Genomic DNA, 26,960 nt, shown 5'->3' with positions numbered 1-26,960 from the left:
TAACTATTTATATTATTTAATAATTACTTGATTTACTATTAAGGTGATTATCTTACAAAATTGTAAGGTTATTTTAATTGACACTTGTATGTATAAGTAACTATACTGGTTACACAATGTTGGTGAGTATATTTAATAATCTTTATCTATAAGTGTATGTCCGAGGATTATTTTTGGAGCAATAATTCGATTTTAAATTTATTATCTGATATATATTAATATAAACAACTTAATCTATTCTTTATTCAAGGTCGTATTATTTAAAGATTAATTATAAATGATATATTTACCAAATTGTAATAATTTGATAGAGGTGTTACATTTTGAAATACAAATTAATTGCTACAGGAATTCTTGCTGGAAGTCTATTAACCTACTCATCTAATACATTTGCAAATACTCATAAGTTCCCAGATGTTCCTGCATGGGCGGACAAATCCGTTAATTATTTAGTTGATAAACAGGTATTGAATGGCTATCCAGACGGAACGTTCGGTTCAAATGACTCATTAGACAGAGCTTCGGCTACAAAAATTATGACAAAAGTTTTAGGTATACAAATTGACTCTAATGCAAAACCATCATTTACAGATTCACAAAACCACTGGGCTACTCCGTATATTGCTGCTGCTGAAAAAGCTGGTATTGTTAAAGGTGAGGGTAATGGAATCTTCAATCCATCCGGAAAAGTAACTCGTGCTGCTATGGCTACGATGCTAGTAAATGCATATAAACTACAAAGCGCAGCAAATCATAATGAGCAGGTTAAATTTGAAGATTTAAAAGGGCATTGGGGAGAAAAATATGCCAATATTTTAATCGGTTTGAAAATTTCCAATGGTACTGAGAACGGTTGGCAACCAAATAGATTTATAACACGTGCTGAAGCTGCTCAACTTACTGCAAAAACAGATATGATGCAACATCGTCCCCAAAACCCATTAGAAAGCAAAACAATCATTATTGATCCTGGACATGGTGGCGAAGATCCTGGGAAATCCACAAAGGGATTACCTGAAAGTAAGATTGTACTAGACACTTCTTTACGTCTACAACAATTACTTGAAAAGCATACACCATTTACAGTTTTATTAACTCGTCAATCTGATAATAGACCGGGGCATGATCAAAAAAGTTCTTTACAGGAACGTGTTAAATTTGCTAAGAAAAATCAGGGTGATATCTTTATAAGCGTACATGCAAATGCTTTTAATGGTAATGCAAAAGGGACAGAAACATATTACTATAAATCTTCTAAATCCGAAAAAACAAATCCTCATGTGGAAGAAAGTCGTGTTTTAGCAGAAAAAATTCAAACACGTTTAGTAGAGGCACTTCAAACACGAGACAGAGGAGTTAAACATGGAGACCTTCATGTAATAAGGGAAAATGACATGCCAGCTGTGTTGACGGAACTGGCGTTTATAGATAATGGTATTGATTACAGTAAATTATCTACGGAAGATGGCAGACAAATTGCAGCAGAAGCCATTTATGAAGGAATTTTAGATTATTATGAATGGAAAGGAAATAATGTATCTGAATATAGGCTGTAATAAGTAATTGAAAATATAGTAATTCTCGAAATGAAGAATTCTATAATTTTTTTGTATTTTTTTAAACAATAATTTTAAATTTGTATTTAAAATTATTGTTTAAATTTTTATTTTATGTTTTAATATTATTGATAATAGTTATCAATAATAGTGAGAGGAAGATTAGTGAAACATGTGTTTTTAGTTAGTGTCATAAAAGTTAATGAATTTCTATATTGTATGGCTATGAATCTATCTCTATTTTTGCGAACTAGAAATAATATATTTATATCTTTTAAATGTTTAAGAAGGAGTGGCTGTCTGTATGAAAAAAGCAAAAGAAATAGCTAAATGTGTTGCGGTAGCGTCCGTTATTATGTCTGGATCATTTAGTTTACAAGCAACATCTGCATTTGCAGATTCTAAAGGAACTGTAGAAAATCTTCAAAATGGTGGGAAGGTCTATAATAGTTTTAAAACTACTTATGACATGAAGCAGAATATCAAAAATTCGATAAAGGTTTCTTTTATTGAGGATCCTTACGCAGATAAAAAGATTGCAATTGTGACCACTGATGGTAGTAATATTGATGCTAAATATACAGTTAATAGTGGATACTATAACGCAGGCTTAAAATGGCCATCAGCTTATCATACTGAAGCAGAAATAACAAGTGGTGATAGTGCTCAGTTCCATAAAGCTGCCCCAGTTAATACAATGACTTCAGCAAAGGTCACTTCTGAGGTAGGGTATACACTTGGTGGAAGTGTTAAAGTAGGAGTAAATGATAAAGGGCCAAATGCCGATGCAAGTATCACAGGTAGCTTTGCTTGGAAAGAAAGTGTATCTTATGATCAAGTAGATTATAAAACGGTATTAGAGACTCACACAGATAAGAAATTAAATTGGAAAGTAGGATTCCAATCATTTAATTTCCCAGAGTGGGGAATTTATAATCGTGATTCATTCAATACTTTCTATGGTAATCAACTATTTATGAAATCACGTAGTTATAATGAAGGGACGAATAATTTTGTTTCAAAAGATACAGTACCAGCTTTAACAGGATATGGTTTTTCTCCAAACGTAGTAGCGGTTATTACTGCTGATAAAACAGAAACTACATCAGATTTAAAAATAACAAATCGTAGAATTTCAGATCAGTACAATATTGAGTGGGTAAGTTCAAAATGGTGGGGAACAAATAATAAAGATACATATAATGAATTCTTTACGAACCACTATAAATTAGACTGGAAAAACCATCAAGTTACTCTTGATAACCAAAAATTCCTTGAAGAACAAATGAATAGTATCAACAGCGTGAATGATAAACTTAACAAAGGAAAAGGGAAGTTATCTCTTTCAATGAATGGAAATCAACTCAAAGCTACGTCTAGCAATGCTGGTTATGGTATCAGTTATGAAGATAAGAATTGGGGTATCTTTGTAAATGGTGAAAAGGTCTATACTTTTAATGAAAAATCAACTGTAGGCAATATATCTAATGATATTAACAAATTAAACATTAAAGGACCTTATATCGAGATTAAACAGATCTAGTCAGAAAATGATGGACGATTGATGGATAATTCTCTCATCAAGCTACGAGTATACTAGTTTATCCCGCTATTTGTGGGCAGTAAGACCCCTCACCTCAAAATTCAGCGGAAGCAAAGAAGTTAGGTGGGGGCCCTGCTGCACCTAAAAGCCTGATTGGTGAGGGCTGATTAAAGTTTCATTTTATTTTAAATCTGTATAATGTAACGAAAGGACCAAAGTTTATCTATAAAATGGATAAACTTTGGTCCTTATTATGTTTTTATTCGCACACGAAATTAAGATAAAATTAGATGTTTTTTGTCTATTCTTTTACTCAATTAGAAAAGAGCGTAAAGTATTTGAAAACTATTGATGCTACGCAAGGGGATATTGTTTAAAGTAATCAGAACTTCATCGGTTGTTAAGTTACCACTTTAAATATATAATTAAATTTCATTAAAAAGATACTCTATTCAAAGTCCTTATTGGGTTTTTGAAGTGAAATATATACTATTTGAGGTGTGTGAAATGGGGAAATCTCGAGAGCAGACGATGGAAAATATCTTAAAGGCTGCTAAGAAAAAATTTGGAGAGCGTGGCTACGAAGGTACGAGCATACAAGAAATCGCAAAAGAAGCGAAAGTGAATGTTGCTATGGCCTCTTACTATTTTAATGGGAAAGAAAACCTATATTATGAGGTGTTTAAGAAATATGGTCTTGCTAATGAGCTACCCAATTTTCTTGAGAAGAATCAATTTAAACCTATCGATGCCCTTAGAGAATATTTAACGGTTTTTACTAAACATATAAAAGAGAACCCTGAAATTGGATCATTGGCATATGAGGAGATTATTAAGGAAAGTGCACGATTAGAAAAGATTAAACCGTATTTCATAGGTAATTTTGAACAGTTAAAAGAAATATTACAGGAGGGTGAAAAGCAAGGAGTTTTTCATTTCTTCTCCATAAATCATACGATACATTGGATCACTTCTATTGTTTTATTTCCAAAGTTTAAAAAGTTTATTGATTCTTTAGGGCCAAATGAAACGAACGATACAAATCATGAATGGATGCCAGAAGACTTAGTGGACAGGATTGTTACTGCATTAACAGATAAACCTAACGTGTAAATTATTCAGTATTTATGAATTCTGTTATTACTATTTAAAGCCTAATTTCTCAATGTATTGTAGAGAAATTAGGCTTTTTTCAACACGTCATTAAGGTTTTTATAGTTCAAGGACTCAAGTTAATGATTATATTTTCAAGTATTCGTTTTGAGCTACATAGATATAGTTTTTGTTGCAACTGTTTGTTGAAATGCTTTATCATGCTCAACAATAACCATTGTGGGATTAAATTGTTGAATAAGTTCTTCAATCTGCATACGGGAATAGATATCTATAAAATTTAGTGGTTCGTCCCATATATATATATGGGCTTTTTCACATAAACTTTTAGCGATAAGCAGTTTTTTCTTTTGTCCACCAGAATAATGAGATATATCTTTCTCGAATTGAATTCGATCAAAGTCCATCTTACTTAGGATGGATTTAAATAAGGTTTCATCAATCTTGTGCTCTTCAATGAAGTCTGATAGCGCCCCCTTCAAATGAGAAGTATCTTGTTGGACATAGGAAATGATGAGTCCTGTACCTAAAGTAACTAAGCCTGTATGCTGTATCGGATGTCCTAGAAGTAGTTTTAGGATACTACTTTTTCCGCTCCCATTCGTTCCATCAAGTACAATTCGGTCACCTTGTTCAACTATGAAGCTAATCGGCTCATTCACAATTTGGTCATTGTACTTAACGGACACGTCAACCAAAGTAACCAATTCATTTGATTTAAATTGCAATTGTTCCAATTTTAATGACTCAGTTTTTTCCACATTTTTTAGTAATTTTGACTTTTCCTCAATAGCTTTTTGTTGCCTTGATTCAAGGTTTTTTGCTCTTTTCATCATCTTGGCTGCTTTATGTCCTACAAACCCCTTATCCAACTTAGAGCCTGAATTCCTCGTTCCATTTTTTGAAGCTTCCACGTCATGAGACCAACTTGCTGATCGTTTGGAAGACTGTTTTAATCTCCCTATGTCTTTTTGTAGACGCTCATTTGTAGCCTTCTCGTGCTCTTGCTGTCTATCAAAATTTAACTTCCAAGAAGAATAGTTACCACTTTGAATTTCAATATTTGCTCTATTAATAGATAGGATATGGTCAACGCACCCATCTAAAAAGATTCTGTCATGTGAAATTAAAATAAATCCTTTTTTCTTCCTTAGATAATTAGAGACTATCTTTCGTGCATCTGTATCTAAGTGATTTGTTGGTTCATCAATTAATAGGAATTGACCCGCATTTAAAAACAGTGCAGCAAGCAACACCTTTGTTTGTTCCCCATTTGATAATGTTTTAAATGGTCTGTACATGACCTCAGCATCAACATTTAAATAGGATATCTCACGTAGAAATTCCCAATCTGCGGCTTGGGGACAAATTTCTTCAAGGATTTCATGAGTGAATTTGTTCCTATCTGAAACAGAGTAGGGGAAGTAATTGAATTCTACCGAAGCAAGGATTTTCCCGCTATACTCATAATTCCCTAACAATAAATTAAAGAATGTCGTTTTACCTCGTCCGTTTCTACCAATAAATCCTAGCTTCCAATCCGTATCTATTTGGAAGTTTACACTTTCAAAAATATTATCAAAGCTACCTGGGTATGAAAAAGTTAAGTCTTGGACCTTTATCATTGACATAATAATTCCTCCTTTATATATCGAAACGTTTCATATAAAGTCGGAACATCCATCCATTTTTTAATTCCTCTATATAAGTTTGATGGATATTAACGACTTATATAGAGCATTACATGTGTAACAATAGTGTCTGAAGTACTCATTTTTCTCGCTCCTTTATTTGTGAAGTACATTTAACAATTAGTAAGTTTCAACTAAGCTAAACGGGAATAAAAAAATCCCCCAATTTGTAATCGGAAGGATTAGTCTTTCGTCTATACTTAATAAGTACTTATTAATCATTTGAATCATGACAAATAAAGTATGAACTGAATTTTAAAAATGGATAGACTAACCCTATATTTTGTAGTTTGAAGTTATAAAATTCAACTTAAAATATAAATTAGTTAATCATTATTCATCCATCATTCCTTTCATAATTCTATTTTTAGAGTAACATTCTTTTTAGGGAGATGCAATATTAGCTTCAATTTCATCTAATCCTAGATCATTTATAATTCTTTGAGTAAGGAGATAAAATTTTACCTCTCTTTTTATAAACATCAAATTTTTGTTCAATAGGTCATGTCTTTTGTCCGTTAAAAAGGGAGGATATGAAATTGACATCAACCTTTGTTGTAACTATAATAGTTACAGTATGTTCCGTAAACTAATTCGAATTGCTATGTTAATGATAGTATATTTTCATTCCTTTTTAAGTGTGACAGGTAGCAACTAACTATAATCCAATAGAGGATTAGATTCTATCTCATATTTAAAGGGTAGATAAGTTGTACCCGCCAAATTTACGATGCGCAAATACTTAAAAAACTACATTTTTCAGCGTATCCTTTTTGGAATCCTCAGTATTGATAATTGTAAACATCTACAAAAAGTTAGCAAGACTGTTGTATGTAGAAAGAAATCTTTTAAAAAGGTCATAATATGGATAATAGGTAACACACATTTAAATTTAGTAGGAGTTGTGCCACTATCAAGACATTTTTTTAATAAAAGTATAGAAAAAACTCAAGAAGGTGAGTCCATTGCGTAAACATACATATGTGCAATTTTATGTATTGATATTGGCTTTAATAGCTTATATAAGCTTTTGCTTTATATTTATATTTGTTTTTCCAAGTCTTTATTTCGTATCAGATTTTAATATCCGACTATCATCTTTAGTTGTTGAAACTACTGTATTTATCTCACTACTGTATTCTATATTATCCAGAAAAATTAAGTTAGGAGTATTCTGGGTGTGCATTATTATTGCGATAGGTTGTTTCTTGATAGGGAATTTTATATCTGCTTTTCAAGTACTTAATGTAGAATTACCAATAAAAAATTTTAATATCTCTGATGTATTTTTGTTGCTTTTCTTATTCTTCTTTCTCTTTGCGTTCTTTTATAAAATCATGATGGAATGTAATAAATGGGAGAAAGCATATTTGCTTTGTGATTTATGCATTGTTGTTACTGCTATTTTTACATTAGAGTGGTATTTATTTAATAAACCTTCTGCAAATATCTTATTCTTATCAATTGGAGATGTTTTTCTCTCATTTATTTTTCCGATTATAGATTTATTACTTCTATTACTTGGAGTTACACTAATCTTTCGACCTGCTATTTTCAATGCAAAAAGCAAATTGTATATTTTTATCCTAGTATTAACTGGATTAGCTATTACGGACTATTTGTATTTTTACTTACAAGGTGATTTGTCAGAGCGTTCAGTTATATTTTTAAGGTGTTTGTATAGAGTTTTCCTATTATTTATTGCTATTGCTGCTACAATTCCAAAGGATGCTTCTTCTAAAAGAAATTATTTTATTATTAATCCGACATTTGGAGAGAAACTTCTTGGCATATTCCCTTATCTTGCAGTTGCAGTCTTAATTGGCTTTACTTTGAAAGAGCAAACGTCTTCAGCTACATTGATTACGGGAAATTGTATTGCTTTTGTATTTGTACTGATTCGTCATACAATCGTACGAATGCAAAACAAAGATTTAACTGAAACATTAAAAGTGTTTAATAATCAATTAGAACAAACAGTATCTCAAAGAACAAGGGATTTAATAAACAAATCTAATGATTTGGTAAAAAATCAAGAAAGATTTAAGTCATTATATGAGTATCATCCGGATCCTATTTTAACGATTGATTCAACTGGTATCGTATTAAATATAAACCAGGCTGGAAGTATGTTATTAGGAAAAGACAGTGCTGTATTAATAGGGAAAGAGTGCTTCTCTATTTTTTTAGATGAAGATAAATCTGAATTGGAAGCGGCTATAAAGAAAGGGAGACGATGTAGTTCATCTTCACTACAGTTGCGTGTGAAAAATAACAATGAGAAGGACATGCTGTTTTGGTATGTCACTATAGTTCCTATTATGATAGAAGGTCAAACTTTTGGGAGTTATGTAATGGTAAAAGACATAACGAGGATGAAACAACAACAGGATGAGATAAACTACCTTGCATTCCATGATACGGTGACGGAGATTGGAAATCGTATATTCTTCCAACAAGAATTAGATAGATCCATTAAGCGTGTGCAAAAAACACAGGATAAATTTGGGCTCCTGTATATTGATTTAAACCGCTTTAAGACTATTAATGATACACTGGGCCATTCCATTGGTGACAGGGTTTTAAAAGAAGTTGCCAAACGTTTTAGGACATGTCTTTCACCGACAATTCCTCTAGCAAGAATAGGTGGTGATGAGTTTGCAATCATTGTCCATAACCAAACAGAGCAACAGCTATTGAACTGCACCCCAATTGTTAGACACAGTCTAACAATTGGAGGTGCAGTTTTTCTATGGCTAAATTTACAGCTGATGAAAAAATACAAATCGTTCTACGTTATTTGAACGGAAATGAAAGTTATCGAGAAATGGGTAGATCGCTCGGTATAAGTGACACAATCATTTTGAATTGGGTAAACCAATATAAACAGAATGGTCTGGAAGCTTTTCTAAAACGATGTACAAATTACACACAACAATTTAAACTAGACGTACTAAACTTTATGATTGAAAACGGTATGTCCTTATTTGAGACGGCAGCTATCTTTAATATTCCTGCCCCTTCAACGATTTCTGTTTGGAAAAAACAGCTCGAAACACAAGGAATTGATGCCCTTCAATCTAAGAAAAAGGGGCGTCCATCCATGAAAAAAGATTCAAATAAACAATTAAAACAACATTTAGCTGAAGGGTCAGTCGAAGCACTTGAAGCACGCATTAAACAGCTTGAGATGGAAAATGAGTACTTAAAAAAGTTAAATGCCTTAGTTCAAAACAAGGAAAAATCACAAAACAAGACAAAGCGCAAGTAGTCTATGAATTAAGGCATAAATATTCGGTGAAGGCACTCGTGGAGCTAGCTACTATTCCTCGAAGCACGTATTATGATTTAGTAAAGAAAATGAATCGTCCAGATGTAGATGCCGATTTGAAAGCTGAGATTAAAGCGATTTATGAGGAAAATGAAGGTCGTTATGGTTACCGTCGCATTCGTGATGAATTAACGAATCGTGGCCAGAAAGTGAACCACAAGAAGGTTCAGCGCATTATGAAAGAGCTTGGGTTAAAGTGTGTTGTGCGTATGAAGAAATATAAATCCTATAAAGGAAAAGTCGGTAGAATTGCACCTAATATTTTAGAGCGTAATTTTCATACAGATGCACCGAATCAAAAGTGGGTAACAGACATCACAGAGTTTAAATTGTTTGGAGAAAAACTGTATGTATCACCTGTATTAGATTTGTATAATGGTGAAATTATTACCTATACAATTGGTTCTAGACCGACGTATTCGCTTGTTTCAGACATGTTAGAGAAAGCATTGGAACGTTTACCTGAAACGCACCAGCTACTGATGCATTCGGATCAAGGATGGCATTATCAAATGAGACAATACGTCCGTACACTAGAATCAAGAGCTATCGTCCAGAGTATGTCTCGAAAAGGCAACTGTTACGACAACGCAGTAATAGAAAATTTCTTTGGGATTATGAAATCGGAGTTCCTCTACATAAAAGAATTTGAAAATGTAGAGCACTTTAAAATAGAATTAGAAAAATATATAGATTATTATAATACGAAACGGATTAAGGCAAAATTAAAAATGAGCCCGGTACAATACCGGACTCACTTTTATCAAGCTGCCTAATCAAATAACCGTGTCTAACTTTTAGGGGTCACTTCATATTGAATTTGTGTAAAACTCTATTTCTTATAACTGAAGAACCATTCGTAGTAAATCAGCATAGTTTTTACTTATCTCTTAGTATAGGAATAGCAGTGTATCCATTTGGAGGAATAAATACTACTACACTTTTACAACACGCTGATATCGCTATGTATAGCGCAAAGGAAAAAGGTAACAATGCTGTTTGTATGTATGACGAGACATTATCTCAAAAAGTAACCCGTCGATTACGATTAGAACAGGATTTACCAAATGCAATTGAAAATAATGAGTTGTTTTTATTGTATCAACCACAAATTGACAGTAAGGAAGGTAAGGTTATTGGTGCAGAGGCTTTAATACGTTGGCAACATCCAGAACTTGGGCTGATTTCTCCGTTTGAGTTTATACCTATCGCAGAAGAAACGGCGCAGATTATTTCAATTGGAAAGTGGACGTTACAGAAAGCGTGTCGACAACTGAAAGAATGGCATTCTGCGGGCTTTTCAAATCTAAAGATGGGGATAAATTTATCAGCTATAGAGTTTGAACAGAAAGATTTTGTTCAAACCATTATATATACCATAGAAGAGATAGGAGTACCTGCTAATTCGATTAATTTGGAATTAACAGAGCGAATCGCCATGGTAGATGAAAAAGAAACTTTATCAAAGTTAAAAGCATTAAAATCATTTGGTGTACATTTATCAATTGATGATTTTGGTACAGGTTATTCTTCATTAGCGTATTTACCTCTTTATCCAATTGATACTTTGAAAATTCCAAGAGAATTTGTTAATAGGATTGGAACTTCTACTGATGGAGGTGAAATTATACAGACCATTATTTCACTTGCTCATACTTTAAACATGAAAGTCATAGCAGAAGGGGTAGAAACGAAAGAACAATTAACAGTGTTACAACGTAATGCATGTTATCTAATTCAGGGCTATTACTACAGTAAACCTGTAAATGATGATGAATTTATTGTTTTTTTAAGTACAATACAAAATGAATAAATGAAAAATCAGTATATGTATGAAATAAAGTGAAAAGAGGTTCTATCCATATGGATTTGAACCTCTTTTCACTTTATTTTCAGGAGTTATGCAGCAAGGTTTCAGCCTTTGAAAGTAAAATAAGTATCTATATTTCTTGTATTTTGGGTTAATGGGATATGAGGTGAAAGTTGCTTCTTGTGAAAAAGAATTAGAGCCAGCTTGTATATTCTTAAAGCAATTTGAAAAAGGATTAGCAGTTTGTATGGAATTAGGAAATGAAGAGTATGTATATCATTTCAATATTTTACGTTCTCTTAATGAAGATGAAGCAATTAAACTCTTAGAAGAAGTGAAAAAAGTATTTCTTACTTCGAAAAGCAAGGTTTATGGGATTTCGTAGAAGAATATGCAGATCTAAAAAAGGAAGAAATTATACAATAATCACATGCTATCATTTTTAATAGCTAATTAACAAAGGGACTCCAATTATGGAGTCCCTTTGTTAATGGGGTAATGCTTTGGTTTATCTAATTATAGCAATATTTGTAAAAAGTGTAAAGGGGTCCTAGTTTGGAGGGGGAATTATTTAATCTTTTTTATTTAATAAAAGGGATAATATTTAGTTATCTGCGCTTCTTAATTATGTTTTCTATCACAATTTGAAGTGAATTTCAGTTAATCTTATTTATTTTATGGGAATTATAAGGTATACTAAAAGTAGGTGCAAAATGTACCATTTGAAAAAGAGTGAATTGCAAAAAGGAATCCGTAAAGGATTCCTTTTTTGTTTCTTTGAAAATGAAGCAATGTTCTAATTATCTCATTCATTTTTATGAATACGCTGCGATCTTATAAACTAAAAAGGCTTTTATGGAAATTTGCCATATTCCTGTAACAAAACAAAGGTATGTTATGTGTGTTAAATATAAAGAGAAAGAAGGAAAAGTTGTGAAAAAAATTTTGCCAATTGTTGCGTTATTAGGCATGATGAGTTTTGGAGTACAGGAAATGAATGTAAGAGCTGATACATACCACAAGGGCGATTCGAAAATTAGTTTTTGGGATTCGAAAAGAAAGGGTACTAATTTCATGAATAGTACGTCATTACCTGAAAACTATAAAAGTGCAAAAGAAGCTAATATTGAATATGTACGTTTAGCACCTGATAAATGGGCAAAAGATAAAGATTTTCTATTTGAGGATAAACCAGATACTTCTGGAAAGGATTTTCTGATAGGTAATGCAGATAACTATCAGGGATTAGTAAAGGAGGATTTAGAAAAATTTAAGGCGGATTTAGATGCCGCACAATCACAAGGAATGAAAGTTGTTCTTACAATGTTATCTTTACCTGGTGATCGATGGCGCCAATTTAATAATAACAAGAATGACGACAGAATATGGGAAGAAGAGAGGTATCAAGAACAAGCAAGTCAATTTTGGAAGGACCTTGCTCTGGAATTAAAAGATTATCCTGCGGTGGTGGGTTATAATATTATAAATGAACCACATCCAGAAACAGCTAAAAATAATAGATATAATGATTTTTGGACAGAAGATTACGAGAAATGGTATGCAAAAGTGAAGGGAACGACAGCGGATTTAAACAGATTGTATCAAAAAGTAATCAATTCCATTCGTGAAGTAGACCAAGAAACACCAATTATTTTAGATTCAGGTTTTTATGCTACTCCATGGGCTTTTAAATATTTAAAACCAGTAAAGGATAAAAAAACGCTTTACGCATTTCATATGTATGAACCATATGAATTAACGAGTCAAGGTGAAAAGAAAAATAAAGAATATCAATATCCAGGATTAGTAAAAGTAGGAGACTTAGAGAAACCTGTAATGTGGAATAAGCAGGGATTAGAGAAATTTTTGAAGCCAATCCAACAATGGTCTAAGAAAAATCATGTATCATCTAATCGAATTATTGCAGAGGAGTTTGGAATTAACCGTACTGTTCCGGGAGCTACCCAATACATGCAAGATCTTATTTCTATCTTCAACCAAAAAGGTTGGCATAAATCATTCTATGCATTCCGTGAAGACACATGGACAGGGATGAATTATGAATTGGGAACAGGAAAAATAAAATGGGATGAAGAGGGTAAACCGGTGCCTCAAGATAATTCACTCTGGGAAGTAATAAAAAAAGATTTACAACCACATAAATAGTTTAGAATATTTGTCCTAAGGACTAAATGTAAGCATCTAATTCAAGTAGAATTAGATGCTTTTTTTCAAAAAAGGTGGAAGTTTAAACAAATATAGTTGCAATTGAATTGACCTTTAAACTGAAAAATTTTTATGAATTTTTTGTGAGATTCCAACCCTTAAATGTTGAAAATTATTTACTGATTTCTCCAATTGGATATATTTCTCCAATCGGATGGAAGTTTAGAATACAGAATCAAAACATAATAAGCTGTTATCGATGAGTTTATCGTAAAGTTGTTATTTAATGTGTCATCAAATAACATTTATATACAATAATAAATAAAGAAAAGGAGATGTTTATGAAAAAATATAGAGTAATAGATACAACTTAAATAGTATGAATAGTTTAGATTGTAAAAACATGAAGAAGAAAACAAAAAATCCTTAAGAGTACTAAGGAAAAATGAAGGAGATAATATGGGGAATAATTCAAAATATAAAACTAGAAAAATACTTGCAGCTACTGCTACAGTAACTATGCTTGCGACTGGAATGATTTCTTCATCAGATGTCTTTGCGGAGCAAAAGGAGCAGCAAAAAAATTTATCGACATCACTGCAAAGTGAAAAATCAGTTAAATCAGAAAATAGAACATTTACAGTCCCAGGAAAAGGGGATGTTGAGCTAATAAAACAACAGGAAAGAAAAAGTATGGCATTTAGTCCATATGAACCAACTGGTTTATATGCAAAACCAAATGAACAAATAACGATTAATGTAGAAGGTAATCAAGATATTCAGGTATATATTGGAACGTATTCATATGATGCTTCTTGGAGAGAAGATTCTAAGATAAAATCATTTACATTAAAACCAGGTATAAACACAATCCAATCTCCAAATGGGGGGATGATTTATTTTTATAATAAACAACAAGGTGGTACCATTCGAACAACAATTACAACAGGTGGAACGACTACGCCTTTCTTTGAACTAGGAAAGCATACGAAACAAGATTTAATTAACATGCTGGACCAATATCCAAATGCACATGCAGTGGAGTTAAAAGGAGAACGTGTATTAATTACGGCCAGTCCTGCACGTATTAAGAAATATTTGTTGGGTTCTAATACAGATCCTGTACAACTCTTAAAAAAGATGGATGAAGCTACTCGAATTCAAGACAAAGTAGCTGGATTATCTGAAGAACAAGTAGATAAACATTATGTTCATTACGTAGAAGAAAATCATTCTCCCGATTATTATATGTATGCGACTTCTTATCGAACTGCATATGTAGGAGATGCAATTCAATATGTATTAGATATTAATAAATTTATAAAAGATGGTTGGGGTCCATGGCATGAGGCAGGGCATTTGAGACAGCAATCACCTTGGAAATTTTATAATATGACAGAAGTACAAAATAATATATACAGCCTTTCTGTAGAAAAAGCATTTACATCTAATCAACCTTTTAGATTGCAACAAGAGGGTGCTTATACTAAGGCATTTCAATACTTAGAACAACCTAATAAAAATTATGACGAAGTTAGTGATGTTTTTGTTAAGCTTGTTATGCTTTGGCAACTACAGCTAGCATATGGAGAGGATTTCTATCCTAAATTGCATCAATTGTATAGAGACATGCCTTCAAGTGAACTTCCACAAACTGATGAAAATAAAAAACAATTATTTATGATTTCAGCATCAAAAGTAGCCAAACAAAATTTGATTCCTTTCTTTGAGAAGTGGGGATTACGTCCAAATAACGATACTATTCAAAAAGTAGCTGCATTAGGATATCCAATTTTAACAGCAGAGATTTGGAAGAGTACGGATTCTAATCCAATTAAACCAGATATGCCTAATGAAAATAATATTTTAGAAGGAAACCAGTTTGCATGGTCACTAAAAGGAATTAGTGATTTCGAGTTTGCAAAAGTCAATTTTAATAAGTCGACAGAAGAGATGCAAATTGATTTAAAAGCAGGCGTACCACATCATTATTTTAATGAAACATATGCGAGTATTAAAGTACAAAATGCATCAGGAAAAGTAGTATACAATAAAGATATTTATGGGAACAAACAACAAAATGCTGAATCGCAAAAAGTTCCAGTTAAAATAGGGGATTATGTTGAGCTGACACATCTAGAAGGTGTGCATAGAGCTACTTTAATAAATGTAGGTAACAGTAAACAAGAAAGTTTTGGAAAAAAAGGCATGTACGAAGTTACAAAAGAAGGCTTGAAGAAAGTAGAAAAAATGCCAGAAACAACGGTTTTACATGGAAATCATTTTGGGTGGTCTTTAAAAGGATATAGTGATAGAGAAATCGCAAAAGTAGATTATAATAGGACAACAGAGAAAATGCAGGTGAATTTAGAAGCAGGCGTACCACATTCTTACTTTAATAATACGTATGCAAGTATTACAGTAAAGAATTCAAATGGTGGTGTTGTGTACAATAAGGAAATAGTAGGGAATAGACAACAAACTGCTGAAAGCCAAACCGTGCCCGTAAAAGTGGGAGATTACATTGAGTTTACCCATATAGAAGGGGAAGCAGTAAAGGAAAAAACACGCGCTACACTTATTAATCTTGAGAATAATAAACAAGAATATATGGGCAAAAAAAGAACCTATCAAGTTACTTCAACGGGATTAAACAAAATAGATTAACATGAAAAACATTCTAAGTATTAGTTGGATGCAAATAGTCGTTCATTATGAACGGCTATTTGGCTTTTATTTAAAGAAAGGTGAAATGAAAATACTCTCTCTTTTGTATATACTTTCGTTTCCAAAAATTTCTACGTTTTTTTATCAGGGGGAAAATAATTTAAAAAATGTGCTTGAGAATTGATACATGTTTAATTGCTATAGATTTGAGAAAAAAGAAACAGAATAGTAAGGTATTTGTTGATAAACCCTCTCAAGTGTTACAAAATTTTACATATTTGGTATGATATATATGAGTTCTATGTATATTAAGGGAGGAATGGGAATGAAAAGGTTCATAACACGTGCAAGTGGTAATACAATCTCAAAAAGGTTAGTTTTAATGGTGTTGTCGATGGTTTTAATGATAGTGATGATTACACCATCGAATGATGTATCAGCAGCCAATCTATCAAAAGCAGGTTCACTAAAAGGCGTGAATTTATTTAATGGAAGTTGGACAGTTGCTGTACAGGCAGCAAATTTACAATATGTTTCGGCTGAGCCTTCGGGAAATATAATAGCAAATCGTAATGCAGTTAATGAATGGGAGAAATTTGAATTAATTTCGACTGGGGAATTATATACGTACGCTTTAAAAGCTAAAAGTAATGGGAAGTATGTTTCGTTTGAGCCAAATGGTAGAGTAGTAGCAGATCGTACATCAATTGGTGCATGGGAAAAGTTTATCTTATATAATGGTGGAGACAATAGGATATATGTATTACAAGCACTAAGTAATGGTAGATATATATCAGCAAATGGTGGTAGAGAATTAACAGCTACTAGTTATGTAGCTGGAAGCTGGGAAAGATTTGTTATTGTATACTTCTAAACTTTGAAGTGTTATATATCTAAATGATAATAGCATGTTTAGTTTGTATAAATACCTAATACAATAAATTGTTAAGTATGTAATACAAGTGTATATTAACGTGTAAAAGGGCTGCAAATAATTAGCGGTTCTTTTTGCATGTTAAATAAGCACTTACTGAGGTTATAATGAAAAGAAAAAGAACCCTATAGGGTTCTTTTTCAAGGCATATTAACAGTAAGGAGAATCATGAAATGCTACTTCAAATCTTTATTAGGGGAAAGATTTTGAATAAGCTTAACATACATCTATTTTTACATAAATGTAATATATAGTAAATTGATAATGTTTATACTTACTATTACTAATATTCAATTAAGATAGTTAGCACTATTTGTATAGTGTTAATGAAGTGCATATTTAGAAAACTAATAATGGCCACAAGTTGGTTATATATGTCTAATATTATATTTTATTTACTAAAAGAGCTTATAGATATATTATTTTAAAAATTAATTAACATTTAAACAATTTTAACTGAAATTGGGTGTGTATTAACTAAAAGTAAATAAAATAAACAAAGACCCTGTAATGAATACAGGGTCAAATACAGGGTTAAGGGAACGCATAGTTTCTCAAAATCATAATAGCATATATTCTTTGTATAGCTACATGAGGATTTTGACAGAATTAAGAAAAAGACAGAAATCTGTAAGAAAGCAAATATATTGCTGGAAATTTGATTTGAAATTAAACTATAAGGCATATTGAAATAGATGGAAACTCTTGAGTACCGTGATTAAATATGAGGTTTAGATTAGAGGGATAATTGGATCTTACTGAAAAGGCAAAATGTTTTTTAGATTAAAAGAAGAAAAGGCACTTTTGGGTGCCTTTTCTTTAGGTAAACAGTTTACATATTGCTGAATTATACACGAAACCATAATTCGACTATGAAGTAAATCTTAATATAATTCTAAATAGAAAAATATGTAATATTATATTTGAGTTTTTAATTATTTTATCGAATATAGAGTAGCAATGTAAATAAAAGGGCATGCATTCGTATCTGCAGCCCTTTTTAGGAGGAATTCAAGATACCAATAGGACACGTATTGGTAAACAGGTTCAAAAATAGTATATGTGAAAAGAAAAAGTCCTATACCAAAAGTAGACAGGACCTTATTTTTTACAATTTCAAAAATGACATTCTGTCCTTTTTGAAATTAGTACAACACACACTTGGTTTGTAATAAAGTTAGAAAAAGTATACATGAAAATGGCAGACAACTATTTTGTTTCCTGCCGGTGCTAGTGGGTTGAATGAGTTAGTCAATTCAATAAATTGCTACCCCATTACCAGAAGAGTGAAGCCGCTAGTTCAAACGGCTTATACATAGTTTTCCTAATAAAGAAAAAATTATGAGTAAAGATTTTGTTTGCTCTATATGAAAAGATAAATAGATATTCATCAGACAAGGATAATTTAGCATACCTTGAATAGGGTGAAGGAACGAATTAAATAAAAGGATTTTTGTTTAGGAAGGGACTGACTCAGGAATGGGACTTTCGGACAGGGTTTGGGGGGCGATGATTGCCTTTGGCATTGCGACTAATATCGTTGCTTGTATGATGGCAGTATACATTCAAAAATATGAGCTAATGATAAATCATCTTACAAATATTTTATTTTTAATAATTATCTCTTTAACGTTTATTAAGATGAAAATTAACAGATGGGTGGCTTTAGGATTTACATTTGTTGTAATAGAGAAAGGTATTAAGGCGGGATATGACTTCTACACACATGATTATTATGGTGTCAGTTGGAGTTTAGCTATCATTGTCTATTGCATATACGAGATGAAAAAGTATCATATTGAAATAAATGAATAGTCTCAACAATAAGATGTTAGTAGGTGTAATTTTTTAAATAATAAAAAAAAGACACTACAAGAGTGTCTTTTTTTTGAAAATACTCTATAATTAACTTTGGGGAAGGTAATGTTAGAGTATTCGTTTAGCATTATCTTTATATTTGATAAACCATGAAATCGAAGGATTTTGTGGTTTATTTTTTGAACAATAGATATTACAGTATTGGCAGTGAGCTAGTGATCATTTTAAGCATTAGGAGAGAATGGATTAAAAGTCTAACATCGAATAACGGTTCCGGAATATAGTGTTGCGAAATGATCTCCCATATCCCAAACGGTACTTGCCTGTATATAGCCCTTAAAGCCTTCTGAAGAATAATACATCTCTTTTGGTATACTTTCTTTAGTTTGGAAATGTGCTTTAGAGTACTTTACATAATGGTTTTTAACAACTTTTGCATCTGGAACAATAGTGTTTTTTTGTTCCAATGTTGGCCTAGCACTAGAAGGTGATATAAATTTTACAGTGTCTTGGTAATTAGGATCTAAGGTGTCAGCTTGTACACTGTGTGACGAAACAATTGTGCTTAAACTACTTCCCGCGATTAAAGTTGCAAATACTAACTTTGAGAATTTTGTTAATCTACTCATTCTATAATCTCCTTTTTATTATTTTGTAAGGTATCTCCTTACACCTCACAGTCTATATCCACTACAAAAGGGTGTACATACATATTGATAGACAAAATTCTACAAAATACCTCATGTTTTTGGGGACGTGTATAATAATCCAATGTTTAATAACTTATCAGAAGTAAAAAAGTAAGTCTTATATAAAAGAAAAAGAATAATTTATGCAGGTAATGTATATAAAATTATTGTTTGAATATTCTAAAATGAGTTGATAAAGATGTGGGATTGTTTTTTAGAAAATAAATGATTCCAAAGATTAAATTTAGAAGTTTAATTCTCTTTGTAAGTTTATTTTTATAATACTATTCACAGGTGTAGATTATTAAGATTTAAATATAAAATGTCTAAAGATTTTTGTACAACCAAACAGTTAAAATATAAAAAAGTGAGAAAAATGATAAACATTCTTCTCACTTTCATCAATTAGGGTGGCATATACATAAATATGCGTTTGGGTAGATTTTTGAATGAAAAATCCACATGCATAGTATAACAAAAAAAATAGGGCTTTTCACATGTAATATTGCATATGAAATATAGTAAAGTTTTAAATTTTAATATTACAAACTTGTATATACGTGTTACAATGTAATTCTCTAATTTATTTTATTCAGCTATTTAGAATTTATGTTTTAGTTAATTTATTATGGTAAGGATTTCATCTGATTGGATTAGCGCTAAACTAGATTTTTATCCAAACAAATCCAATAATTATTTTTAAAATGAAGTATATGTTGTATCCAATTTATTTGGAATAATTCGTAGTCTAATAATTGCTGAATCTAGAAAAAAACATATTCGAAAGGAGGACAGATAAAACTCTGCCTGTGAAATTTAAATCGCTAAATGGTAAAGTGTGGATGATAGGATGTAATTGTGATTTCATTTCGAATGGTACCATAAATGGATATGGAAAAATATAGGATAAAATTTAAATAAACTATATAAGTAGTAAAAATGAAAAGGAGAAGTATCTAGTGTTTAATATAAAAGAAAGATTGGGACAAATAAAGCTTAAAACGAAGTTGTCTATGGCATTTATAGCAATATTAATTATACCAAGCCTTATCGTAGGAGTATCATCTTATAATAAAGCAAAAACAGATCTTAATGAAACAATTCTACAATCAGCAAAAGATAATATAAGTATTTTAGACAAGATTGTTGATGATGAATTAGAAAATAAGCATACAGATGTCACTCATTTTGCAAAGGTACTCACACAAGGGGATTATAATCCTGAACAATCGCAAAATGTACAGAGTAAATTTGATCAATATATACAGTTACATCCAGAGATAGAAACGATTTATACGGCATCCAGTAACAATCAATTTATTCATGCACCTGTTGGCAAAATACCAGAAGGGTTTAATCCGTTAGAAAGTAGTTGGTATAAGGATGCAGTAAAAGCAAATGGAGGGATTATTGTTTCATCTCCCTATAAATCAAAGTCTACAGGAAATATGGTAATTGCAATTGCAAAGCAAAATGCAGATAAAAGTGGTGTCATTGGCGTAGATTTGAATATTACAGATATCGTAAAAACATCCAAAATGATAAAAATTGGAAAGCAAGGATTTGTATCTATAGTTAGTCAAGATAAAACTATAGTTGTTCATCCATCACTAAAGCCTGGAGAGAAATTAGAGAAAACTTTAGCGGATGAATTGTACAAGACAGAAGATGGAGTAATTACTTATAGCCTCAATGGCGAAGATCGAAACATAAGCTTTAAGACAAATAAAAAAACAGGTTGGAAAATAGCTGGCGTAATGCCTACGAAAGAAATTGAAGAAGCTACTAATCCTATTTTTTATAAAACGTTCACTATAATAGGGGCTTCATTATTGTTAGGTGGAATTGTAATTCTATTCATACTCAGATCTATAATTACTCCACTAAGACAATTAGTCATTTCAGCTCAAAGAATTAGTCAAGGAGATTTAACCGAGAAAATAGATATTCGTTCAAAGGATGAACTTGGTCAATTAGGTGGTAGTTTCAATACAATGGCAGAGTCGTTACGTAATATTATTTCTCAAATTAACACATCTGCAGGACATGTAGCTGCGTCTTCTGAGGAACTAACTGCTAGTGTAGAGCAAGCAAGTGTTGCGACAGAACAAATTACAAAAGAGATGGAAGAAATCTCGAACAGTGCAGAAGTTCAAAATAATGAAGTTGAGTCTGGAGCTGAATTAATTGGTGAGGTAACACGAAATATTCAATATGTAGCTGAGAATGCATCTGAAGTATCGGCTTCATCCATATACACAAAACAAAAAGCCAATGAAGGTGAACAATTAGTAGAACAAACTGTAGCACAAATGCAGTCTATCCATCACTCTGTTTCTCAATCCGATAATGTAATAAAATTATTAGATAAGAAATCGCAACAAATTGGAAGTATATTAGAAGCGATTCAAAATATTGCGGAACAAACAAATTTATTAGCATTGAATGCAGCAATTGAAGCAGCTAGAGCAGGAGAACAGGGTCGAGGGTTTGCAATTGTTGCGGATGAAGTTAGGAAGCTAGCAGAGCAATCATCCGAATCTTCGATGGAAATTGGAAGCTTAATTAAGGAAATACAAGCAGACGTACATGAGACTGTAAAAGCTATGAATGAAGTGGGAGTAGAGGTACAGTCGGGAATTAAAGTTGCGAACGATACAAAGCAAAGTTTTTATGAGATTTCAAAATCTGCAAATGATATTGTGTCAAAAGTGCATGGTATGGTGGAACTATCTAATACAATGACTACTGATGCAATGAAAGTCGATACATCGATTGATCAAATAGCTATGGCTGTAAAAGAGAATTCTTCAAGTATGCAAACGATTGCTGGTTCATCTGAGGAACAACATGCTTCTATGGAAGAGATAAATTCTTCAGCAATACAATTAGCACAGATGGCAGAAGAACTTCAAGAGTTAATTGGTGGATTTAAGATTTAAGTTGAGATTCTAGGAGAGAATGCTAGAATCTTGTTACAGAGTGGAAATGCATAGTAAATAAGTATAATATATACTCTCTATGCGCGTATTGAACAGGCAGAAAACCCATTTAAAAACCCTCCATTTGGAGGGTTTTTAAATACATTTACATTAAATTTGTGGTGGTGCACCACCATAATCGCCAACACTATATGAAGGAGCAGGATAATGCCCATGAGTAGCAAGCTGATCTGTTTTAGAAAACTGAAAAATTCCCACCGTTAATACCCCAATAAAAGCAATGCCTGATAATAATAAGCTAATTTTTTTCATTATTTTAACACTCCTTTTGCAATTGATTTTTGTCTTGCTTGATAACAAATATGGAAATAGTCACTTACTTTTTGGTGGTTCTCTAATTGTCTACATTTTGTGGCAAATAATTCAGCGTATTCGACAACATATTCCCATAATTCTTCTTCCTTAAAGTATAAGATTCCTTCTTGAATGATTTTTTCTAATTCTTCCAATGGAATATTTTCGTTTAATCTTTTTAAAATAGAGAAGTGGTGTGTGTATTCTTCGTTATGAATTTTTCTGCAAATCTGTAATCCCTTATCAATGAGTTGGCTGGCCGTTGATTGTTCTCCTAATTTATAATGTTCCTTAGCTTGTAGGAAGATGGCCTTGAAGTGTGTAGGGATTTTCTCTGTTACTTCTGAAAGGTGACGAATAGCTAAAGTAGACATACTTTGATCAGAATACAGCCACCCCATAGTATTTTTTACATATAACAAGGAATCTTCTTCCCTATTTTTTTGTAGTAAATCAATTGCACAATGTAGATATTCTTCTGCTTGTTCGTACTGTTTTAAATAGATGCAGCAACCACCTAGTAAACTATTACAAAAGGCTGTTTTTACTTCATAACCTTCATACTTTGAAAAGATTGCTCTCGATTTATTTGCGTATTCGATAGAAGCGAGATTGTTATAGGTATGGTGATAGAAAGTAGCAATTCTATAGTAAAATTCAGCATGTTCAATTTCATCTGGTATAGCTACCAATATTTTTTCTGCTAGTTTATAATGTTCTTCTGCCTCAGTATAATTTGATATAAAAGTGGAATGAATGGATTTGAAAAAGTGATAATAGAATCATAGAAATTGATCTGTAGGCATATCATAATCGCTAATAGTATCAAAACTATTTTGTTGAATACCAAGGCTATCTGTTAAGACCTTGTAACGAAATTCGAGTAGTGAATAGTATAGTAACAAATTTTGATCCTGATGTTCTTGATCCGGTTCAATGCTTAACTTATTAATTTTTTCATCAATTTTCTTTTTTAGATTAGTAGCTTTTATAACTTGTTGAGATAGCATTGCTCGATACCAGTCGTTCAATAGAGAGGTTAATTGCTCATTTCCCTTTACTGAAACACTCATAATATACGCCCCCATTTTCTAAAAAAATCCTAATCCAATTTAATTATAAACATCATAACAAAATAGAAGAAAAAATGGAGTGATATTACAATATTTTTCAAGAAAATTCAGAAAAAATAATCAATTTATGTCGAATATACTCATAATAAAACATCCGAAAATTATCAAAAGATAATATGAGTCTTTATACGTTCTATCAGGTGAACTTAGAAACTGTGATTGAAGATTTATGAAATTTTCTTTTCTTAAAACGGATCAATTACGTATTAATTTTTAAATTATTTTATCGGATACATATAGTATGTATCACCACCAAATGTATAAATCTTGCGTATGTAAATAAGAAAAGAATAAAGAAAACAAAAGAAGAACTTGTAAGAATTTCTACAAGTTCTTCTTTTGGATAATGTAAAAAGGTGAAACAGACTATCTCATTATTTGTAATAGTGAAATTATCTTACTTATGGTTTTGTTTTATAGAAGATGTACTATTATATTGGAAGATTTGTTCTAAATGTTGATTAAAGGAAAATTAAAGACTGGTAGGGGAGAAGTGCATAAAAGAGAAAGCCTTCTTTACTTATTCTGAAAAGATAATTCAAAAAGCAATTTGTGTATAGAATAAGCAATGCATGAATTCATCGACATTGGTGATAATAAATAAGAGAATCATAAGCATGAACTTTAGTGGAATAGCTACAAGAAGGGGATAATTATAAAATTGTTAAAGCTCAGTATAATTCTATAATAGTAGATATAATTATTGGAATTTTCAACTTAGTTACTTTTCGGGTAGGGTAAGTAGAAGAAAATAGGAAGTTTTTCTTTGAAGAAAGCTCTTTTGACAGGAATAGATTTTCTCATAACTAGAACAAATAAATTAATAATCGCATATACTGTATTGTCGTTAAAGCAAGACAGTATTTTCTCATAACAAGGGAATCACTAGAAAAATATGTGATTCCTTTATTCTTCAGTATAATGTCAATAGTTGATTTGAAATAATCGAAGAAATAAAATCTTTGTTAATGGACAATCACATCATTTTAGGTATAGTAGGTTTATAATTTAGACTATAAAAATTAATGTGTCTTTTATTATTTTAACCAAGAAGACTCCCTCCATAAGGAACTCACAGCAAGTATGAGTAAGTGGGAGTAGTTCAAAGCATGCAATATTGTTTGATTTGGCTAATACATAGATTTATCATCTCAGAACTGGTGTAAGAATTATAATGTTTATACCATTCTATTGTATTTTCTAAAGTCTGTTGTAGGGACCATTTTGGTTGCCAATCAAGATTGAATTTTGCTTTGCTAATGTCAAGATTTAGTAAATTTGCTTCATGAAAATTTATTGCGCCTATATTTTCTGCTGTCCAATCCCCACAGCCCCAAATATCTAGTAAACTTGTCACTAATTTTTCTACTGGAACAATATTGCTTAAGGATGGCCCGAAGTTCCATGCTCCTGAATAAAGGATACCATTATTTATAATTTTTTCTGTAAGGAGTAAATACCCGCTTAAGGGTTCTAGTACATGTTGCCAGGGTCTAATAGCAGTAGGGTTTCTAATAATAATCTTTTTGTTTGATTCTAATGCTCGTATACAATCAGGAATAATTCTATCTATTGACCAATCACCACCACCAATTACATTACCAGCTCGAACGCTTGCAATTATTTTCTTGTGGTGAGAAAAGTTTTCTTCTGAAAAGTAAGAATTTCGATAGGAAGAAATTAAAAGTTCGCAGCATCCTTTGCTTGAGCTATATATGTCATGGCCACCCATAGGATCAATTTCACGATAACCCCAAGGCCATTCTTTATTTTCATAGCACTTGTCACTTGTCACCATAATTCCTATTTTAGCTGATTCATGTAATCGAATTGCCTCTAGTACATTCATAGTTCCTACAACGTTTACCTCGTATGTTTCTCTAGGATATTCATATGAATACTTAACTAGAGGTTGGGCAGCTAAATGGAATACAATTTCAGGTTTATAATCTGTAAAAACCTTATTTAATTTATTAAAATCCCTAATGTCTCCACGAATATCAATTATATTGTTTTGAAGGTTAGTAATGTTAAAGTTATCATTTTTATTTTTAGGATCCAATGAATATCCGATTACAGTAGCACCTAATTCATTCAACCATAGGGATAACCAAGAACCTTTAAAACCAGTATGTCCAGTAATTAAAATTGTCTTTCCGTAAAAAGCATTATTAAAGTTTTGATTTAACAATTAGTCCACCTCCTTTAGTACCCTATTTTTAGGGGATTAGGTATAAATGTTTATTATTTTTATACCAATTAACAGTTTTTATAATTCCTTCTTCAATATTAATTCTAGGTTCCCAGGAAAGAGAGTTTTTTATTTTTTGCACATCTGCTTCAGGAACCCATCTTTCATTCGTTCTAGATGGAATTGCACCGTAATTTGGTCTGGAATTGGTTTTCAAATGTTTGAATAATAATTCTACATAATGTTTCAAGGGGTAAATAGTGCCACTCCCAATATTAAAGATTTCATTTTGTACAGTAGTATTCTCTACTGCTAGGATACAGGCATCTATTATATTTTCTATATAACAATAATCTCTTAATTGATTACAGAAAGTTAAATTTACATCTTTGTTTTGTAATACTTGCAAGATTATATAGCTAAAAATTTTATGTGGCTCCTCGCTTTCTCCGAATATGCCAAAAGGTCTTAATGTTATAAGATTAATGCTGTTTTCGCTAGCAATTTGATGGGCGAGTATAGTAGCAGCAGCTTTGGTACTTCCGTAGATATCCACAGGAGTTAGTAACATATTTTCATGAATAGGTTCCATCTTGTTACCGTATTCAGAACTACTCCCAAAATTGATAATTTTTTTACAATTCACCAATTTTGCTGCTTGAATAATGTTACATGTCCCTATAATATTTGTTTCTATAGCATGCATGTAATCTGTATGGGCAGAATTTACACCATAGGCTGCCAGGTGAAAGATATAATCCGGATTAACTTTCTTTATTGCATCCTGTACTTGTTTTCTATCTCGTATATCTATTTCATAGGTTTCAATATTTTTTATAATATCCTTTAGTCTCCAAAAATTTGATGGTGTTCTTATGAAAAGAACAATTCGTGCTTGTAAATTTAAAAGTCTTCGTGCCAAGTGAGAACCAATAAAACCGTATCCACCAGTAATAAGGAAAGTTTTATTTTTAAATGAAGTAATCATAGTGAAAATCTATCCTTTATTAAGATTTATTTTT

15 protein-coding genes and 3 pseudogenes are annotated in these 26,960 nt (G+C 31.7%); 12 read left to right on the top strand and 6 right to left on the bottom strand.

Translation table 11 applies throughout. From position 1 onward, the window contains the following. Window positions 1-323: 323 nt before the first annotated feature. The 3 genes from NZ044_RS17315 (at window position 324) to hlyIIR (ending at window position 4,212) form a co-directional block, all read left to right on the top strand. Window positions 324-1,556, top strand: a complete 1,233-nt coding sequence (locus tag NZ044_RS17315; protein WP_000875666.1) for an N-acetylmuramoyl-L-alanine amidase — start codon at window positions 324-326, stop codon at window positions 1,554-1,556. A 304-nt stretch (window positions 1,557-1,860) separates the two neighbouring features. After that, the gene (hlyII, locus tag NZ044_RS17310) at window positions 1,861-3,099 is read left to right on the top strand and encodes a hemolysin II HlyII (protein WP_000709372.1); all 1,239 of its coding nucleotides are present in this window, start codon (window positions 1,861-1,863) and stop codon (window positions 3,097-3,099) included. Between the two features lie 507 nt (window positions 3,100-3,606). Further along, on the top strand, window positions 3,607-4,212 hold the full coding sequence (gene hlyIIR, locus NZ044_RS17305) for a hemolysin II regulator HlyIIR (protein ID WP_000520485.1): 606 nt from the start codon (window positions 3,607-3,609) through the stop codon (window positions 4,210-4,212). Between the two features lie 152 nt (window positions 4,213-4,364). Here the strand turns inward: hlyIIR and NZ044_RS17300 are convergent, their stop codons facing one another. Continuing rightward, window positions 4,365-5,843 (bottom strand): Lsa family ABC-F type ribosomal protection protein, encoded by a 1,479-nt coding sequence (locus NZ044_RS17300; RefSeq protein WP_000061801.1) that lies wholly within the window; start codon window positions 5,841-5,843, stop codon window positions 4,365-4,367. A gap of 1,025 nt (window positions 5,844-6,868) precedes the next feature. On the opposite strand from NZ044_RS17300, the pseudogene NZ044_RS17295 reads away from it, so the two are divergent. The 8 genes and pseudogenes from NZ044_RS17295 to NZ044_RS17260 all read left to right on the top strand — a co-directional run. Continuing rightward, window positions 6,869-8,623 (top strand): annotated as a pseudogene (locus NZ044_RS17295) (diguanylate cyclase domain-containing protein); the annotation flags it as partial. A gap of 32 nt (window positions 8,624-8,655) precedes the next feature. Beyond that, window positions 8,656-10,010, top strand: a protein-coding gene (locus NZ044_RS17290) for an IS3 family transposase (protein ID WP_085959122.1) whose coding sequence is annotated in 2 segments (ribosomal slippage) — window positions 8,656-9,109 and window positions 9,109-10,010 — 1,356 coding nt in all. Because the reading frame shifts where the segments join, the coding sequence is not laid out codon by codon here. Between the two features lie 35 nt (window positions 10,011-10,045). Continuing rightward, window positions 10,046-11,047: pseudogene (locus tag NZ044_RS17285) on the top strand (putative bifunctional diguanylate cyclase/phosphodiesterase); the annotation flags it as partial. A gap of 151 nt (window positions 11,048-11,198) precedes the next feature. Continuing rightward, complete coding sequence (locus NZ044_RS17280; RefSeq protein ID WP_002162674.1) at window positions 11,199-11,429, top strand: hypothetical protein; 231 nt, start codon at window positions 11,199-11,201, stop codon at window positions 11,427-11,429. Between the two features lie 512 nt (window positions 11,430-11,941). After that, a complete protein-coding gene (locus NZ044_RS17275) occupies window positions 11,942-13,210 on the top strand; it encodes a glycoside hydrolase family 5 protein (protein WP_098505509.1) in 1,269 nt (422 codons plus the stop codon). Window positions 13,211-13,669: 459 nt separating this feature from the next. Beyond that, entirely contained in the window at window positions 13,670-15,877 is a 2,208-nt protein-coding gene (locus tag NZ044_RS17270; protein ID WP_118962007.1) for a M60 family metallopeptidase, read from the top strand. Between the two features lie 325 nt (window positions 15,878-16,202). After that, window positions 16,203-16,751, top strand: coding sequence for a fascin domain-containing protein (locus tag NZ044_RS17265; RefSeq protein ID WP_079245802.1), 549 nt, complete (start codon window positions 16,203-16,205; stop codon window positions 16,749-16,751). Window positions 16,752-18,290: 1,539 nt separating this feature from the next. Continuing rightward, window positions 18,291-18,626 carry a hypothetical protein gene (locus NZ044_RS17260; protein ID WP_000524430.1) on the top strand — a complete coding sequence of 112 codons (336 nt, stop codon included), beginning with the start codon at window positions 18,291-18,293 and terminating at the stop codon, window positions 18,624-18,626. A 257-nt stretch (window positions 18,627-18,883) separates the two neighbouring features. Here NZ044_RS17260 and NZ044_RS17255 read toward each other — a convergent pair whose 3' ends face one another. Continuing rightward, window positions 18,884-19,258, bottom strand: a complete 375-nt coding sequence (locus NZ044_RS17255; RefSeq protein WP_000088965.1) for a hypothetical protein — start codon at window positions 19,256-19,258, stop codon at window positions 18,884-18,886. 1,019 nt (window positions 19,259-20,277) lie between these two features. On the opposite strand from NZ044_RS17255, the gene NZ044_RS17250 reads away from it, so the two are divergent. Then, window positions 20,278-22,260, top strand: a complete 1,983-nt coding sequence (locus NZ044_RS17250; RefSeq protein ID WP_118961974.1) for a methyl-accepting chemotaxis protein — start codon at window positions 20,278-20,280, stop codon at window positions 22,258-22,260. 150 nt (window positions 22,261-22,410) lie between these two features. Here the strand turns inward: NZ044_RS17250 and NZ044_RS17245 are convergent, their stop codons facing one another. The 4 genes and pseudogenes from NZ044_RS17245 to NZ044_RS17230 all read right to left on the bottom strand — a co-directional run bounded on the left by NZ044_RS17245 (window position 22,411) and on the right by NZ044_RS17230 (window position 26,926). Beyond that, complete coding sequence (locus NZ044_RS17245; RefSeq protein WP_000724107.1) at window positions 22,411-22,572, bottom strand: hypothetical protein; 162 nt, start codon at window positions 22,570-22,572, stop codon at window positions 22,411-22,413. Beyond that, window positions 22,572-23,687, bottom strand: a pseudogene (locus NZ044_RS17240) (response regulator aspartate phosphatase). Before NZ044_RS17240 ends, NZ044_RS17245 begins: the two are co-directional and overlap by 1 nt. Before the next feature lie 1,162 nt (window positions 23,688-24,849). Continuing rightward, window positions 24,850-25,938 (bottom strand): CDP-glucose 4,6-dehydratase, encoded by a 1,089-nt coding sequence (gene rfbG, locus NZ044_RS17235; RefSeq protein ID WP_000934343.1) that lies wholly within the window; start codon window positions 25,936-25,938, stop codon window positions 24,850-24,852. A gap of 28 nt (window positions 25,939-25,966) precedes the next feature. Further along, window positions 25,967-26,926, bottom strand: coding sequence for an NAD-dependent epimerase/dehydratase family protein (locus NZ044_RS17230; RefSeq protein WP_000633065.1), 960 nt, complete (start codon window positions 26,924-26,926; stop codon window positions 25,967-25,969). Window positions 26,927-26,960: the final 34 nt, after the last annotated feature.

The organism is Bacillus sp. FSL K6-1338, from assembly GCF_038006965.1.
GTDB classification, from domain to species: Bacteria; Bacillota; Bacilli; order Bacillales; family Bacillaceae_G; genus Bacillus_A; species Bacillus_A thuringiensis_S.
This window is presented reverse-complemented; position numbering and strand designations above follow the sequence as displayed.

What these genes read in the sequence shown, in the direction of transcription:
- hlyII (WP_000709372.1), top strand. Translation starts at nt 1,861, where the DNA reads ATGAAAAAAGCAAAAGAAATAGCTAAATGTGTTGCGGTAGCGTCCGTT.
- hlyIIR (WP_000520485.1), top strand. Translation starts at nt 3,607, where the DNA reads ATGGGGAAATCTCGAGAGCAGACGATGGAAAATATCTTAAAGGCTGCT.
- NZ044_RS17300 (WP_000061801.1), bottom strand. Translation starts at nt 5,843, where the DNA reads ATGTCAATGATAAAGGTCCAAGACTTAACTTTTTCATACCCAGGTAGC.
- NZ044_RS17280 (WP_002162674.1), top strand. Translation starts at nt 11,199, where the DNA reads ATGGGATATGAGGTGAAAGTTGCTTCTTGTGAAAAAGAATTAGAGCCA.
- NZ044_RS17275 (WP_098505509.1), top strand. Translation starts at nt 11,942, where the DNA reads ATGTGTGTTAAATATAAAGAGAAAGAAGGAAAAGTTGTGAAAAAAATT.
- NZ044_RS17270 (WP_118962007.1), top strand. Translation starts at nt 13,670, where the DNA reads ATGGGGAATAATTCAAAATATAAAACTAGAAAAATACTTGCAGCTACT.
- NZ044_RS17265 (WP_079245802.1), top strand. Translation starts at nt 16,203, where the DNA reads ATGAAAAGGTTCATAACACGTGCAAGTGGTAATACAATCTCAAAAAGG.
- NZ044_RS17260 (WP_000524430.1), top strand. Translation starts at nt 18,291, where the DNA reads ATGGGACTTTCGGACAGGGTTTGGGGGGCGATGATTGCCTTTGGCATT.
- NZ044_RS17255 (WP_000088965.1), bottom strand. Translation starts at nt 19,258, where the DNA reads ATGAGTAGATTAACAAAATTCTCAAAGTTAGTATTTGCAACTTTAATC.
- NZ044_RS17245 (WP_000724107.1), bottom strand. Translation starts at nt 22,572, where the DNA reads ATGAAAAAAATTAGCTTATTATTATCAGGCATTGCTTTTATTGGGGTA.
- NZ044_RS17230 (WP_000633065.1), bottom strand. Translation starts at nt 26,926, where the DNA reads ATGATTACTTCATTTAAAAATAAAACTTTCCTTATTACTGGTGGATAC.